We start from the raw sequence: 15,793 nt of genomic DNA, 5'->3' as shown, positions 1-15,793 counted from the left end.
TTTTTACAGAATTTTAGATAACCTCTGTTGACTGCTCTTTCACTATAGAATCAGCATTAACAACAGTTAAACACGGTTCGATCAGCAAGTCAACGATGCCGTTCCCGCAGGACTCAGTACAAGACTGAACTCTAAACATCGCCACATCAACGCAGCGATCCAGATAAGTTAAATCTCCATCAACCGTTCCCACAACCCCAGCATTCAGAAAATAAACACCGGGATTCAGCAAACATTTAAAATGAAACTTCACTACAATTTTCGTTCCCGCTTCTACATACCTAACTGACTGAGTAGAAGCCTTCAAAGAAGCACCCGCCAACTCAAAACCGCTAATCGTTTTAATCAACATTCCAAACCTAACTTTGGAAGTGGACCGGGAGAAAGTGACCGAGTAAGTATAAATATAATCTTGACGACCGATCAAGTGATTTACCACATTTCCCTTCAGCGTCTCGATGTGGGGGTTGATAATTTCCGCTCCGCGAGACGGATACCTTACCGTATTCGACGGTACCATCCCCGGATCGTAAAATTCATCGTAATATTCCTTGGGTTTAGACAGATGTTGCTCCGGTTTAACTTCCCTCTTTGTGCTTTCTAAATTAGCCTCCTGAAGGTGGTCTTGACTTTCCTGTTTTGTCAGTTGGTTCAGAGCTCGAATATCTGACTTCAACCCCAACACCTGATCCGGATCGGCATAAATCAGCTTTTGATACTTAGAAATTACCACCTTCGGCGTGTGAGCCAGCAGCAATTCACCGCTATCCATTAAAATAGCCGACGTACAAAGTTGCACCACAGAAGTAGCAGCGTGAGAAACAAATAAAATCGTTCCGCCACCTTCCTGAATGCTTTGCAAGCGAGCAAAACACTTGCGTTGAAAAGCTTCGTCGCCCACCGAAAGCGCCTCGTCAACCACCAAAATATCTGGCTCGACGCTAGTCGCAACAGCAAAAGCTAGCCTGACAAACATACCGCTAGAATAAGTTTTGACTGGCTGTTCGATGAAATCCCCAATATCAGCAAAAGCAGCTATATCGTCAAACTTTTCTTCAGTTTGTTTTTGATTGAATCCCAGTAACTGAGCGTTAAAAAACACATTTTGCCGCCCGGTAAATTCTGGGTTAAACCCGCTTCCGAGTTCCAACAAAGCGGAGACTCGCCCTTTAACCTCCACGCTTCCTGCGGTAGGCGTTAGCGTCCCCACAATTATTTGCAGGAGAGTGCTTTTTCCCGAACCGTTGCGACCGACGATTCCGAGAGTTTGTCCTTGAGGAATTTCCAGATTGATGTCGTGTAGGGCCCAAAATTCGTCAGCCAGTTTTTTGCTGGGGTAAATAATTTCCTTTAAGCGGTCTCCTGGACGATCGTACCGCTTAAAGCATTTGGAAACATTTTTTAGTGAAATTACATTTTCTGTCATTGGCGGCAGTCAATCGATTTTAGATTTTAGATTTTAGATTTTAGATTGACTTGAAATCTCAAACATATTTACAGCACAATCGATTTTAGATTTTAGATTTTAGATTGATTGTAGATCTCAAACAAACTTACAGCACCCTGGATTTTAGATTTTAGATTGACTGTAGATCTCAAACAAATTTACAGCACGTCAGCAAAAGCGGGACGCAAACGCCGGTAAACCGCCAAACCTCCACAAAATATAGCAGCAGAAATTAGCGTGGCGACACCCCATTCGCCCCAATGCTTAACTTCTCCAAGCAGTATGAGGTCTCGATAAACCTCCGCGATGGCGGCCATTGGATTCAGCCAAAATATCCACGCCCGCCACTCTTGGGGGATTATTGATGCTGGGTAGACGATCGGCGTCAAATAAAACCAAAAATTTAGAATAACACCTAATGTCTGAGGAATGTCTCGCAAAAATACAGTCAAGCCCGCTGTCAAATACCCCAAACCCGCTGTGATTAGCAACTGAGGCACCCACACCAGCGGTAGCAAGCATAAAGTAGCGTTGAGCTTTTGCGACGACACTACTACTATCACAATCAAAGCTGCTAAACCCAGAGAACTTTCAATAAAAGCTGTAAAAATCGGCACTAGCGGCAGCAAACCGAGAGGAAATACCACTTTTTTCACTAAATTCGGCTGCCCCACCACCGATACTCCCGACTTGATCAAACCGCTGGTGAAGGCACTCCAAGGCAACAAACCTGCAAACAGCCAGACTCCAAATGTAATGTCGCTGTTTTCCGGGAAGCCTGCAAGGCTGAGCTTTACCTTGAGGACGATCGAAAATACGTATGTGTAAATCACCAATTGCGATAGCTGATTCAGCAGCGGCCACAAATTGCCCAGAATCGAGCCTTTGTATTGAGCTTCCAAGTCCCGGCGCACCAATGTTGCCAGCAGATTCAGCTTCGCCCACCGCCGGGGCGTAATTGCGGGCAGCCTGCCGCCCACCCTTCGGGCTTTTTGGGCAACTCCTTTCACCGTTCTCAGCAATTTTTTCGCCCTCGTTCACTAGCTTCACACCTAAATCAACTCAAGCTACAATTGTGCAGCTTTTGTTAAACCGCAATTATTCCACAGCCCCGCCGCTTTGATCAAGGATCTGCCACCCTAGCTTCGGCTTCTTCTTTCTTTCTTCTTTCCTCTTCCTTCGGAGGTTATTTTAGCCGATCGCCGATCGAACTGCCGAATCGATCGCTAGTTTTTGCTCGTCGTCGTAGCCCCACCGCTGGAAAAATTTTTCATACTCGCCATTGGCACTGTGCAAACTTTCTAGCATTTGCGACGCTATAGTTTGACAGGCTGGCATTTGCAGGATTTGAATTAAATTGCGCGATCGCTCCTGCACTCTAGCAGAATCGGCCGCCATTTCCTCCTTTTGCTGGCGCGAATGATGTACAGCCATTGCCGCCGACATCGCCAAATTTTTCACCAGCAGTTCTGCTACGATCTCAGGAGCCGATCGCAGCGCCTCGACTACTCCGGGTGACGGGTGATCTGCCTCCTGTCGATCGTCCGTTAGATAGGTGACAAAAAACCCCCTAGCACCGTTCTGTGTTTTCACCAGAGATGTAACAGCTTGCTGGATGTCGGCTTGTAAAAGTCGATTAGCCTCAATGAACGACAGTAAAGATTGAGTCAGCTCGATCGCCCCCTCAAAAGTTATGCTTTCCGATGCTAATAAAGAAGATGGAATACTCATAACGAACTCAATAATTTTAAAGATTCTGCTAACAATTGTAAACACTTCCCGCTGCCCGATCGCAAATAAATATGGCTATTATCTCCTCCAAACAACAGCCCCCCGACCCAAATCTACCCGAAGACATAGCCCCAGCCCGTCGCAAAAAAGTCGCCAAACCCCAGGCGGAATCTTTGCTAGAATCGCAAGAACTACCCGACGAAATCAACAGCAAACAAGACGACAAAATCCGACCCCAGCGTTTAGCTGAATACATCGGACAAAAAGACTTGAGAGAAGTTTTGGCGATCGCAATTGCAGCAGCCAAATCTCGCGGCGAACCTATGGATCACCTGTTACTCTACGGGCCTCCAGGGTTGGGAAAAACCACAATGTCGCTAATTCTAGCAGCAGAAATGGAAGTTGAATGCAAAATCACCACCGCCCCAGCTTTAGAAAAACCGCGAGATATTGTCGGATTGCTGATCAACCTCAAAGCAGGCGACGTGCTGTTTATAGACGAAATTCACCGCTTATCTAAAGTTACAGAAGAAATCCTCTATCCGGCGATGGAAGACTGTCGGTTAGATATTACGATCGGTCAAGGCAAAAGCGCCAAAATCCGCAGCATTCCCCTGAAACCCTTTACTTTAGTAGGAGCAACCACAAAAGTCGGATCGCTGACATCTCCATTGCGCGATCGCTTCGGCTTGATCCAAAGATTGCGCTACTACGAAATAGACGAACTCAGTCTAATTGTCCAAAGAAGTGCCCAAGTTCTCGACACTCAAATCACCCCAGAAGGAGCCACAGAAATTGCTCGCCGAGCCCGCGGAACCCCCCGGATAGCTAACCGCTTGCTGCGGCGAGTTAGAGACTACAGCGAAGTCAAAAATTTAAAGCCAATTAATGCCGAAATTGCATCAGTCGCCCTCGAACTGTTCAACGTCGATCCGCTAGGTTTGGATTGGACTGATCGATGTCTTTTGACAGCAATGATCGAAAACTTTAACGGCGGCCCGGTTGGCTTAGAAACTCTTGCAGCTTCCACAGGAGAAGACACTCAAACAATTGAGGATGTATACGAACCGTACTTAATGCAAATTGGATTTTTGCAGCGCACAAGTCGGGGCCGAATTGCCACAGCCGCTGCTTGGAAACACTTAGGCTTCATTGGCTCAAAGGAGTAGAAATTGCTGAATTACGCAGCCATTCCGTTTGTAGTTGCGCTTTAGGACTTAATCTCAACTACAAACTTTGGGCCACAAAGATCGCAACTACGAACCTCCAGGCGCTCAAGCACAAGTGCGAACGAGGAATATAAATTAAATCTCCCGATCTTTGATAAGAGTGGCCTCAGATTCTAAACTATTGGAAACAAACTGCACATTCCGCAGCATTTTTTCTCGCTCGCTGGCAATCTTAATCGCAGTTTCCCAAGTAAAAGTAAAAGATTGAAAAGATTCCGAATCAATCCGATCTTCATCCAAGTCCACAATCACTTGATTAAAAATATCAAATAACTCTGCCTGCAACCGATCGATTTCTTCCAAAGCTTTCGCTTGGCGAATTTGTTGGATTAAACTTAAAATATCCAAATTAAATTTATCAGCTCGATTTTTTTGTTTCTGCAAAAAGCGCGATCGCAACTGCCAAAGCCAAGAAGCCAAAAGAGTGCCGATAGACAAAAACAAACCGATAGCATCAGAATTAGCAGCAACAAAATCCGGCTTTTCGCGATCGTAATAAGCCTGAGCCCCCTCATGAACGGGCAAAGACAAACTCCCGCTGCCTCCCGGCTGACTAATCATAGCTCCCAGGGAATTAGCAGCTACCAAGTTGCGGCGGTGCTCGAACAAAATTCGCGTAATTTCCTTGACGATTATCGGATCTAGATCCTCCCCAGCCAGCAGATTAGCCTGCACTCCAACGCTAGGTAAATCCGCATCGGGAACCGCAGGATCTGCCTTGTAAGTACCTTTAGGAATCACATCAGCTTCCAGATAAGGTACTTTAATTCTCATCGCAGCTCCTTGGTCAATCGGCACCAACTTGCCCCGGGTATTTTGCAACAAATCCCTAACAACATCGCTCCCCGGAGGTAGCACCCTAAAAATAGCATCAACCTCGCCGCTAGCAAACAACTTAGTAGCATCATCCCAAGAGCCAGCAGTAAATTTAAAATCGCTTTTTTTCAAACCGTAATGTTTGCTTACCAACCAAAAAGAAGTGTAAGAACCGCTGCCTTCAGCCATCAGCGCAATATTTTTTCCCTGCAAATCAGCAACATTTTGAATACCCGACTTTTCCGAAACAATTAAGTGAAAAACCTCCTTAAACAAAGCAGCCACTACCCTCGCCGAGGGTCCCCCCTCTGTATTGTTCTGCACGATCGCTAACTGCACCTGATTTGCCTGAAGCAGGCCCATATTTTCCTCAGCACCTTGACTCTCAATAACTCGAATTCGCAAACGCGGATTTTGTTGCGTAACTACCTCAGCAATTGCCTGCCCGAAAGGATAATAATTCCCGCTTTTCGTTCCAGTCGCAAGGGTTAATTCATGGACTCGCTGCTTGTCTTGGTACAGATTCCACCCAAAAGCTCCAATCAAGACAACACTTAATAGAGCAATGGGAAACAGAAATTTATTTTGCATTAAGGTTGAGACTCCATCAATAATGGCAAAATCAAAAGTATTCTAGTTAAAAATGAAAATTGGACTCGGGAAATTCGACGCGCCCGATAGTGGAGGAGCCAATGCCCGATGCCCTGTTTGGCCAATGCCCGATGGCCAATTCCCAATTCCCAATTCCCAATTCCCAATTCCCAATTCCCAATTCCCATGTTAATATCCCTCAGAATAGAAAACTTTGCCTTAATTGACTGCCTGGATCTAGAATTTGGCCCGAGTTTGAACGTATTTACAGGGGAAACCGGGGCCGGCAAATCGATTATCCTAGATGCGATAGATGCAGTGTTGGGCGGCAAGGTCGATCGCCGATCGATTCGCACCGGAGCAGCGCGGGCAATATTGGAAGCTACCTTTGAATTGGACAAAGCCGCAGCTTTGTGGCTGGGCGAGCAAGAAATCGAACCCATAGACGGAAATTTAGCCGTTTGCAGCCGGGAAATTAACGCATCAAGCGGTGCTCTACGCACCAGATCGCGCTTGAACGGAATTCTCGTCAACCGCCAGTTAATGGATCAACTGCGCGATCGGCTGGTCGAAATTACCGCCCAAGGCCAAACCGTCCACCTCGGACAAGAAACCCTCCAGCGAGAATGGCTTGATTTATACGGCGGCAAAAAGCTTACTGAAGCGCGATCGATCATCGCCTCCGCGTGGCTGGGAGCCAACAACGCCAAAACAGCCCTCAAACGCAGGCGTCAGTCGGAACAGCAGCGACTGCAAAGACTTGATTTGTTAGAATACCAAGTCCGAGAACTCGGCGAAGCCCATATCGAAGACGCCGACGAACTCGAACAGCTAGAACAAGAATCAATCCGGCTGGGCCACGTCGTCGAATTGCAGCAGCAGAGTTACCAAGTCCACCAAGCCCTGTACCAAAACGACGGCGACAGCGCATCAGCCGCCGACTTGTTGAGCAAAGCCGAAGTAATTTTAAGCGACATGGCGGTTTACGATGTGCAGTTGCAACCAATCCTAGAAATGGTCAGCGATGCTTTAGCTCAAGCCACAGAAGCCAGCCGGCAAATTAGCAGCTACGGCGAACAATTAGAAGCAGATCCCGAAAGACTCGAAGAAGTAGAAGATCGGATTCGGGAACTCAAACAAATTTGCCGCAAATACGGGCCACTTAAAGAAGCGATCGCCTACTACCAAAGCATTCAAAACGAACTAAACGAACTTTTAGAAGGAGGCGAGTCAATGGAAGCCTTAGAACTCGCATATCAGACCGCTTTAGAGCAATTAAAAGACGCTTGCAGCCACCTCACCACCCTGCGGCGCGAAGCAGCCCTCAAACTAGAAACGCACCTCGTAGGAGAACTTAAGCCGTTAGCAATGGAAAAAGTGCAGTTTCAAGTCGAAATCTCGCCTTGTACCCCAACCGCCACCGGTGCCGACCAAATCGCCTTTTGTTTCAGCCCCAATCCGGGCGAACCCCTGCAACCTCTGGGCGCGATCGCCTCCGGCGGAGAAATGAGCCGCTTTCTACTCGCCATCAAAGCTTGTTTTTCCCAAATAGAAAGTGCGGGTACGCTGATTTTTGACGAAATCGACGCCGGAGTCTCCGGGAGAGTCGCCGGGGCGATCGCCAAAAAACTCTACCAACTTTCCGACAAACACCAAGTTCTCTGCGTCACCCACCAGCCGCTGATCGCCGCGATGGCTGATTTTCATTTTCGCGTCAACAAACAGACGATCGAAGCAGAACCAAGTATCGACGAACCCGCAGCCAACTCCGAACCAATGGAACGTACAGTAGTCAGAGTTGCCGCTCTCAACAGTGAGCAGCGGCGGGAAGAACTCGCCCAACTCGCCAGCGGCCGCTCGGCAACAGAAGCCATCGCCTTCGCCGAATCCCTGCTTGTCGAAGCCGCCGGATTGCGCCAAACTCAGTCGTCGGCCCAACCCTGATCGAACCCTCAAGCCGATCGGGGGGCCAAAAGGCGGAGTTTTTTCCGAGTCGGAGGTTACACTAAAAATATCAACCGCAAATTTTACAAAAAAAAGCTGAAAACCCCGTGAATTTAGTGGGCTCAAAGCTAAGAGCAGCACAATAGAGAGAAATTCTAGTTAAAAACCACAATTGTGTAGAGAAGGGCACACATCACTAGCAACTGGTAGTGTCACAATTGCTGCTAGTCCCACAAGGCCACCCCTCTTTCAGCAGTTTTCCCGCCAGTACGCCTTCATGTTCCTGCGGGCGATCGGCTCAAAGATCGGCAGAACTTACTTAAACCAGGCACACACAATGTCAAAATCAGTTAATAAACCATTTAAACAAGATTCGCGATCTCTAAAAAGATTGCAGCACTCCCACCGCCTTGTTACTCTCCCACCCTCCGTTAAGCAGCAAGGCCAACTGAATTTCCCTTGCCTTGTGGCCGGAGTTCTGTAAACTGGGAAATACTTTCACACATACTTGAGTCTTGTGCGACAGGTGACTCACTAATCAACTTCCCCACTCTCTTCGCTTAGAGACTAACCCTTACACTTAAGCTTCTGTAAAGGTCTATGAAATCTGCATCTTCCACCAATTACTCTTCTCTGGACAACGTGATTGATGTCACTGTTGTCGGCGGTGAAAATCATCATCAGGAACGCTATCCTGCCCCGGAAATTAGGAGCAATGCAATTATCCCCCGCCAAGGAAACCTATCCGGCATTCTCGACCTTCTAAATAAGCAAAGTTTCACAGTAGTAGTTAAGGAAGTAGAAGACAAACTTAAGGTTGTCAATCAAACCCTGGGAATGCTCGACAATATCCTGGAGAGCGAGGGATTTGATGCCATCCTCAACGAGATGTTGCAGTCGATTACCCTCAAAACAGGGGAATTGCTGAATGCCGCTCGCAGCACTATATTTTTATTAGACGAAGAAAAGAATGAACTCTGGGCGATCGTCGCTAAAGACGAAAATGGCAAAAGTCTAGAGCTCCGATTTCCCGCCCATGTGGGCATTGCGGGAGAAGTAGCCACTGAAAAAAAAGTGGTGAACATTCCTTATGATTTTTATAACGACCCCCGCTCGACTAACGCAAAAAAAACTGACAAAGAAACAGGATATCGCACTTATACAATGCTGGCGATGCCCCTGATCAACGAAGAAACAGGAGAGTTAGTAGCAGTAGTTCAACTGATTAATAAACTCAAACCCAATCACGAACATTATGGTACTTTAGAATCACAGATTGATAAGGCAGGATTTACTCAAGAAGACGAACAAGTTTTTCGAGAATTTGCCCCGTCGATTCGCCTAATTCTAGAATCGTCCAAATCTTTCTACGCAGCAACTCAAAGACAGCGGGCCGCGACAGCGCTGATGAACGCCGTCAACGCTCTTTCTCAGAGCAGTTTAGACTTAGAAGATACCCTCAAGCGGGTGATGGATCAGGCTAAAGAACTGATGCAAGCCGATCGCAGCACCTTGTGGCTGATCGATGAAGACAGAAATCAACTCTGGACAAAAATGCTCATTGGGGGTAAACTTCAAGACGTTCACATACCCAGAACGGCTGGTTTTGCAGGTATTGTTGCCCAATCCGGCCAACCGCTGCTGATTCCCTTTGACGTGTACGACGACCCCCGCGCCGAAACTTCCAAAGAAACAGACAAAAAAACTGGCTACCGCACTTGCAGTATGCTTTGTATGCCAGTATTTAACTCGGACAAAAAATTGATTGGCGTCACCCAATTAGTGAATAAAAAACGACAAGGAGAATTCCCGCCCTACAACCCGGAAGATTGGCCGCACGCCCCCGATCAGTGGAAAGCGAGTTTCAATCGCAATGACATGGAATTTATGAAGGCGTTTAACATCCAAGCAGGAGTGGCGCTGCAAAACGCCAAACTGTTTGCAGAAGTCAAACAGCAAGAACAAAGACAAAAAGATATGCTGCACGCCCTGACTAACGGCGTGATTTCTACAGATAAAAAAGGCAATATAGTAGCGACCAATCCCAGTGCCAAAAAATTACTGGGTGTCAGCGATGCAGAATTAGCCGAAGGTCAATCTTTGCGCGAGTTAATTAAGTTAGAAAAAGGCGATTTTGCCAAATGGTTTGATGCGTCTTTGTCTCCCGAAGACAATCAGGACCGCCAGCAGTATTACCCAGATCAAGTTTTGCTTTCCTTTGAAGGAGAAGCGCAGAGTATCAATCTCTCAATTAATTCAATGACTGATGCTACCGACCCCAACAAGGTCAACGGCGCGTTAGTCGTCATGGAAGATATTAGCAGCGCCAAGCAAATCAAAAACTTGATGTACCGTTACATGACTCCAGAAGTAGCCGAAGCTTTGTTAGCTTCAGGGGATACTGGATTGGGCGGTAAGCGCAAAAACGTTTCGGTGCTGTTCTCAGACATTCGCAGCTATACCACACTTACGGAAAAATTGCAAGCCGAAGAAGTGGTAGTGATGCTCAACAAATATTTTGAAGTGATGGTAGATGTCGTATTCGAGTACGGTGGGACTCTCGACAAATACATCGGCGACGCTCTGATGGCAGTTTTTGGCTCTCCAGCACCCTTAGAGGATCATGCTTGGTGCGCCATGCAAACGGCAGTTAAAATGCGGGAAAAACTGGCTGAGTTTAATCGAGATCGCGTGGCACATGGGGAATTGCCGATCGGCATCGGTATGGGCGTACATTCCGATGAAGTTGTCAGCGGCAACATCGGTAGTAGCAAACGCATGGAATTGACTTCGATCGGAGACGGCGTAAACCTCGCCTCTCGCTTAGAAGGCGCCAGCAAGCAGTACGGCACCGACTTGATCATCAGCGACAATACTTACAGATATTATGCCGATCGGCTGTACGTGCGAGAACTCGACTTTATTACTGTCAAAGGCAAAAGCGAACCCGTAATCGTTTACGAACTCGTCGGCATCCGCGAGGGATACTCGCCAGTGGGCAAGTCACTAACCGAAACACAGCAACAAATTATAGAACATTACACCAAGGGGCGCGAACATTACAAAGCTCCAGTCACCCAAAGACTCTCAGAAAGTGAGGTGAAAAACATCTTAAAGGATGTCGCCGAAATGCCAGAGGCAGAGATTAAGAAACTGTCCTACAATCTAGAGCAACAGTTGGAACACGAACTAAGGAACCTGTTATATCAACTGAAAAAGCTGTCAGAGTATGACCCGAAAAACCTGTCGGAAGCAGACAAACTCATCGTACTGTTGCATCCAGAAATCCAACTGCTGAAATTGGAAGGAATGAAAAACCTCTCGGAAGACGAAGCCAAAATGCTGCTGCAAGCAAAAATCAAGCCCCTATCAGCAGACGATATTAAATACTTGCAAGAAGGCGAAGTCAAAAAGCTGTTGGAAGCAGACATCTTAGAACCATCAAATCCCCAAATCAAGCGGCTGAAACCTGCAGAGATCAGGCAGCTATTGCAGGCGAAAATTAAAAGTCGGGCCTCCGAGACAGTTGCAGAAATGTTAGATGAGGAATTTGAAAACCTGGGACTCGATCGGGTGAAAAAACTGCTGAGCGAGTTTAAGAAAGCCTTAGAACCAAAAGCCAAGCAAGCCTTTAAAGACGCTGAACGCGAATTTGACGCCGTTCTGAAAGTTGACCCGAAAAACAAGGCAGCTAAATTGCACATCGATCGCTGTATGTTATTTCAACATGGGTTTTCAGACGTACTCAACTGGGATGGTGTGTGGAATCTCACAGAAAAATAGCAGTAGCCCACAGCAAATGCTGGCCGTGGCGTCAGGGTTCGGGGCGGGGGCGATCGCGATCGGGGGTGCGCCTCCCATCCCACCACAAATTAACCTAAATATCCTATTGAGGTAATCGTAAATAAGCTCCAACAGGTATTATGGTTATATAACCGGATTTGAATTTGCAAGCGAGATGCCGGGGTTTCGCCCTAGGTGTTTCGGTCGCACTACCTACCGCAACAAACTTAGCACTTCTATTATTTGAAGCGCTTAAAAATAGTTAGGACTGGCAGCAGCGTTACCCGGTTTCTGAGAAAAATCTTGGAGAAAGCCGACGAAACATCCGCTCAAAAACCGGGTTTCTCACCCCGCCCACGTAAGTCTTAATAGCGTTAGTGGCTCCTAAAAAGAGCTTCCTTCGCAGATAATCAATGTTCTAGTCTTAGATATAGAAAACCACTAGCGTCAGTTATGAATAATTGGAATTCGCAATCGGGAGATGTTGAGTGGGTAGATCAGGTTTACCAACTATTGCTGGAGATTGCTCGGAGCTCCCTGTCAGATATCCCCAGAATCCCGGAAAACATCACTGTTAAGGCTATCCCTCTGATCCAGAAGGTACAAAGCATTCAGCAAAGACCTGACGGGCAAGTGTTCAAATCTGGTTCCTTTTCAGTAAACGATCACGAATGGGTCGATCGAGTCTGTCAACTATTGGTAGAACTAACCAGTGCGTCTTTGTCGGAACAGCCAAAAATGCCGGAAAACCTTGCAGGCAGATCTTTAGCCCTCGCCGATAGAGCACAAAAAATTAAAGAAGATATCGAAGAAAATGCAGCCCAAACCCCAGCAGATGAAGATGAAAATTCCTTACAGTCTCCAGACGAGCTGCTTTCCCTCTTGCACCACAGTTTGAAAACTCAGCGCGCCAAAAGCTACAACCCCGATGCCCCCGAATGGCAGCAAGTCTTGAGTCTGCTCGACGTAGTGCAGTCACTTTACAAGCAAATCCAAAATTAAATTTAAGCTTAACTCAGGCGGGTCTTGATCGTGCGATCGCTGGCTCTTAAAGGCGGTTGCTCTGTGACAGAAAATTTTTTTTGCAGTAGCCCGAACATTTCCGATTATTGCGCTTTTGTCAACTACACTAGGTTTAATCGGTTCTAGGGCAAAAGAACATGAGCGGACAAAACATCGGCGATTTGTCAAAAGAAATATTAGCCGATCGCTATCAGTGCGATCGGCGGCTCGGCAAGCAAGCAGGAAGGCAAACCTTACTCGCCCGCGACTTAAAAACCCAAAAGCAAGTAGTAGTCAAACTCCTGTCATTCAGCAGCGACTTTAACTGGGAAGACTTAAAACTGTTCCAGCGAGAAGTCGAAACCTTAAAATCCCTATCCCATCCCGCAATTCCCCGATATCTCGACTCCTTTGAAATCGACACGCCCAAGCGCAAAGGATTCGCCCTAGTTCAGACTTACATCGCAGCCAAATCCCTACAAGAATATCTCTCAGACGGCCGCACCTTCAGCGAAAGCGAAGTCAAACAATTAGCAACAGCATTATTAGACATCCTCGCATACCTGCACCAGCGACAGCCCCCGGTGATTCACCGCGACATTAAACCTAGCAATATTTTACTCAAGAATCGATCGGGCAACAGCGTCGGGGAAGTTTACCTAGTTGATTTCGGTGCTGTTCAAACCCTAGCAACCCAACAAGGAAAAACAGTCACCGTTGTCGGAACTTATGGCTATATGCCACCAGAACAATTTGGTGGCAGAGCAGTTCCAGCTTCCGATTTGTACAGCGTGGGAGCAACATTAATCGCCTTAATTACCAAGCAGCATCCTGCCGACTTGCCACAGCAAGATTTGCAGATCGAGTTCGAGCAATTGACCAAACTCAGTCCCGGTTTTACCAATTGGCTGAAGTGGATGACGCATTCGAGTTTAGAATGCCGTCCCGCCTCAGTCCAAATAGCAAAAGAAGTTCTAGAAAAACCACAGGAAATAAATAAATATTCCCAGACATTGAGACTGGGAAAAACGCTAGATACCTCTAGGTTGTTCAAGAATGCGATCGGGCGCAGCACTTGGATGGGCACTCTAGGTGTAGGAGCTTGTGCAGCAATTTACGGCACCTTTCTTTTGCCGGTAGTGGCGACAATTCTCGGAGGATTTATCGGTCTTTTTCTGGGCTTGCTGCTGGGGTTGGGGAACGGAATAATCGTAGGAATTGTGACCCGCTTGTGGTTTTTTCCCCTAACTAATCCCAAACTTCACCGACAGGTTTTAACTGCAATTAGTATTGTACTCTGTACCTCGATAAGCATCGTCTACTTTCGGATAATGGATTGGAATAAGCTAAACGATTTGAGTTTTGAGATTATTTTCGTGCTAGCACCGTCGCTAATTGCAGGACTGTCAATGGGGGCAAGTAGCAAGTCTATTGCCCGGTGGTATCAAAAAGAAAGTGGACTGTAATCTAAAATTTACAGTTCTGGACGCACTCCGACTCCTAGAAACCGGGTTTTTACGAAAAGACGCGTTAGAACCGCCAGACTCGCTAAAAAACCCGGTTTCTGAACCCCGACGTTCCCCTCACACTCAAATTCATGTAAAAAAATATGACTAGCAAAATATTAGCAGAACGCTACGAAGTGCAGCGGCAACTAGGAAAACAAACTGGTCGCCAAACGCTGCTAGCTCGTGACTTACAAACTCACGAATTAGTTGTTATCAAACAGCTATTCCTCGGCAGCGATTTTGAATGGCAAGACCTCAAGCTATTTGAACGGGAAGCGGAAACTTTAAAAGCACTTTCTCACCCAGCAATTCCGCGCTACCTCGACTACCTGGAAATTGACGAACTAAACAGTAAAAGCTTTGCCCTGGTACAGACTTATGTAGAGGGAAAAACTTTGCAAGAGCATTTGCGATCGGGGCGTACTTTTAGCGAAAGCGAAGTGAAAGAATTAACTAAATCGCTGTTAGCAATTTTGAATTATTTGCACGAGCAAAATCCGCCTGTTATTCACCGCGATATTAAACCTAGCAATATTTTACTGCATAGCAGATCAGGTAACTCGGTTGGACAAGTTTATTTAGTTGATTTCGGTTCGGTGCAAAACCAAGCTGCAAAATTTGGCGGCACAATTACAGTAGTGGGAACTTACGGATATATGGCACCGGAACAATTTGGCGGGCGCTCGGTTCCGGCTTCTGACCTCTACGGTTTAGGTGCAACTTTAATTTATTTGGTAACGGGTTTGCATCCCACCGAACTGTCGCAGCAGGATTTGAAAATTCAATTTTCCGATCTGGTACCGCAGGTCAATCCTAATTTAATAGATTGGCTGGAGTGGATGACAGAACCAAGTTTGTCCAAACGGTTATCTTCGGCTAGGGAAGCATGGCGAGGGCTTAAAAATCCCCGCCTTATCAACAAAAGTCCTATGGTGGTGCTGCAGCCACAAGGCAGCGATATTAAACTTACAAAAAATTCGGAGTTTATAGAAATTGTAATTCCGCCACCAGGCATCGGTTTTGGTTTAATTGCCACGCTTTCGGCTGTGGTATCTGCGAGTCCTGTCTCATTTATAGCAAGGGATATGTTGAGCGATGCGTTAAAGATAAATCCCCAATTTTTTGTAATAATATCAGGAAGTTTGTTATGTATGGCAGGACTAAAGTTGATATTTGCACTATTTAGGGAAAGGCGCCTCAGAATTGATCGGCTGCAAATCTCGCATACAAGCAATCTGCTGGGGTTGAGATGGAATCATGCCAAGCCATCTCCCAGGAAGGAGATTTGCCAGTTGAAAATTCAACAACGTGAATATAGAAACAGCGGTATTGGTGTAAAAGTTATAAAAGTTATAAAAGTTATGATTTTTGCTTTTTCAATCCCTAGAGAGTTATATCAAATGGCATCATTACTTATGCAGGAGGGCCACTCGGAAGTGAAATTAGGGAAAGTCTATCAGATGATAGTTCAAGCAGGCAAGCACAAATATCAGTTAGGAGAGAAGGAGGGACTAAGTGAATCAGAAATCAAGTGGTTAGCAACAGAACTAAGCCAGTGGTTGAGATTGAAAATTCAAAGAACTTTGACAGAAGGTCAAAAGAAGAGAGCGATGTGAAAATATCTCCCTCGCCCAAACAAAGCATTCCCCTCTCAAATTGTGGGATGCAGGGTGGATTTATTGTGATCGGATGATTATATAATGGAAGGGGCGATCGTCCCCTAGCGGATCCCGCTTGACCAT

10 protein-coding genes are annotated in these 15,793 nt (G+C 46.5%); 6 read left to right on the top strand and 4 right to left on the bottom strand.

The window, feature by feature from the left end:
* Positions 1–13: 13 nt before the first annotated feature.
* From QUA57_RS03110 to QUA57_RS03100, 3 genes are all read right to left on the bottom strand, one after another.
* Positions 14–1,426, bottom strand: a complete 1,413-nt coding sequence (locus QUA57_RS03110) for an ABC transporter ATP-binding protein (protein WP_333059588.1) — start codon at positions 1,424–1,426, stop codon at positions 14–16.
* A gap of 179 nt (positions 1,427–1,605) precedes the next feature.
* Entirely contained in the window at positions 1,606–2,457 is an 852-nt protein-coding gene (locus QUA57_RS03105) for an ABC transporter permease (RefSeq protein WP_445304453.1), read from the bottom strand.
* 181 nt (positions 2,458–2,638) lie between these two features.
* Positions 2,639–3,178, bottom strand: a complete 540-nt coding sequence (locus tag QUA57_RS03100; RefSeq protein WP_333059589.1) for a hypothetical protein — start codon at positions 3,176–3,178, stop codon at positions 2,639–2,641.
* Between the two features lie 71 nt (positions 3,179–3,249).
* Between QUA57_RS03100 and ruvB the strand changes: the two genes are divergently transcribed.
* Positions 3,250–4,347, top strand: coding sequence for a Holliday junction branch migration DNA helicase RuvB (ruvB, locus tag QUA57_RS03095; protein WP_333059590.1), 1,098 nt, complete (start codon positions 3,250–3,252; stop codon positions 4,345–4,347).
* Positions 4,348–4,482: 135 nt separating this feature from the next.
* On the opposite strand, the gene QUA57_RS03090 is transcribed toward ruvB, so the two are convergent.
* Complete coding sequence (locus QUA57_RS03090; protein WP_333059592.1) at positions 4,483–5,814, bottom strand: TAXI family TRAP transporter solute-binding subunit; 1,332 nt, start codon at positions 5,812–5,814, stop codon at positions 4,483–4,485.
* A gap of 186 nt (positions 5,815–6,000) precedes the next feature.
* Between QUA57_RS03090 and recN the strand changes: the two genes are divergently transcribed.
* From recN to QUA57_RS03065, 5 genes are all read left to right on the top strand, one after another.
* Positions 6,001–7,758, top strand: a complete 1,758-nt coding sequence (gene recN / locus QUA57_RS03085) for a DNA repair protein RecN (protein ID WP_333059600.1) — start codon at positions 6,001–6,003, stop codon at positions 7,756–7,758.
* 600 nt (positions 7,759–8,358) lie between these two features.
* Positions 8,359–11,541: a GAF domain-containing protein gene (locus QUA57_RS03080; protein WP_333059593.1), complete on the top strand. Its 3,183-nt coding sequence runs from the start codon at positions 8,359–8,361 to the stop codon at positions 11,539–11,541.
* Between the two features lie 453 nt (positions 11,542–11,994).
* Positions 11,995–12,543 (top strand): inorganic pyrophosphatase, encoded by a 549-nt coding sequence (locus tag QUA57_RS03075; RefSeq protein WP_333040883.1) that lies wholly within the window; start codon positions 11,995–11,997, stop codon positions 12,541–12,543.
* A gap of 158 nt (positions 12,544–12,701) precedes the next feature.
* The gene (locus QUA57_RS03070; protein ID WP_333059594.1) at positions 12,702–14,009 is read left to right on the top strand and encodes a serine/threonine-protein kinase; all 1,308 of its coding nucleotides are present in this window, start codon (positions 12,702–12,704) and stop codon (positions 14,007–14,009) included.
* Positions 14,010–14,152: 143 nt separating this feature from the next.
* Entirely contained in the window at positions 14,153–15,667 is a 1,515-nt protein-coding gene (locus QUA57_RS03065) for a serine/threonine-protein kinase (protein ID WP_333059595.1), read from the top strand.
* Positions 15,668–15,793: the final 126 nt, after the last annotated feature.

Origin of the sequence: Microcoleus sp. Pol7_B2, from assembly GCF_036701035.1 — a bacterium.
Classification (GTDB): domain Bacteria; phylum Cyanobacteriota; class Cyanobacteriia; order Cyanobacteriales; family Microcoleaceae; genus Microcoleus.
This window is presented reverse-complemented; position numbering and strand designations above follow the sequence as displayed.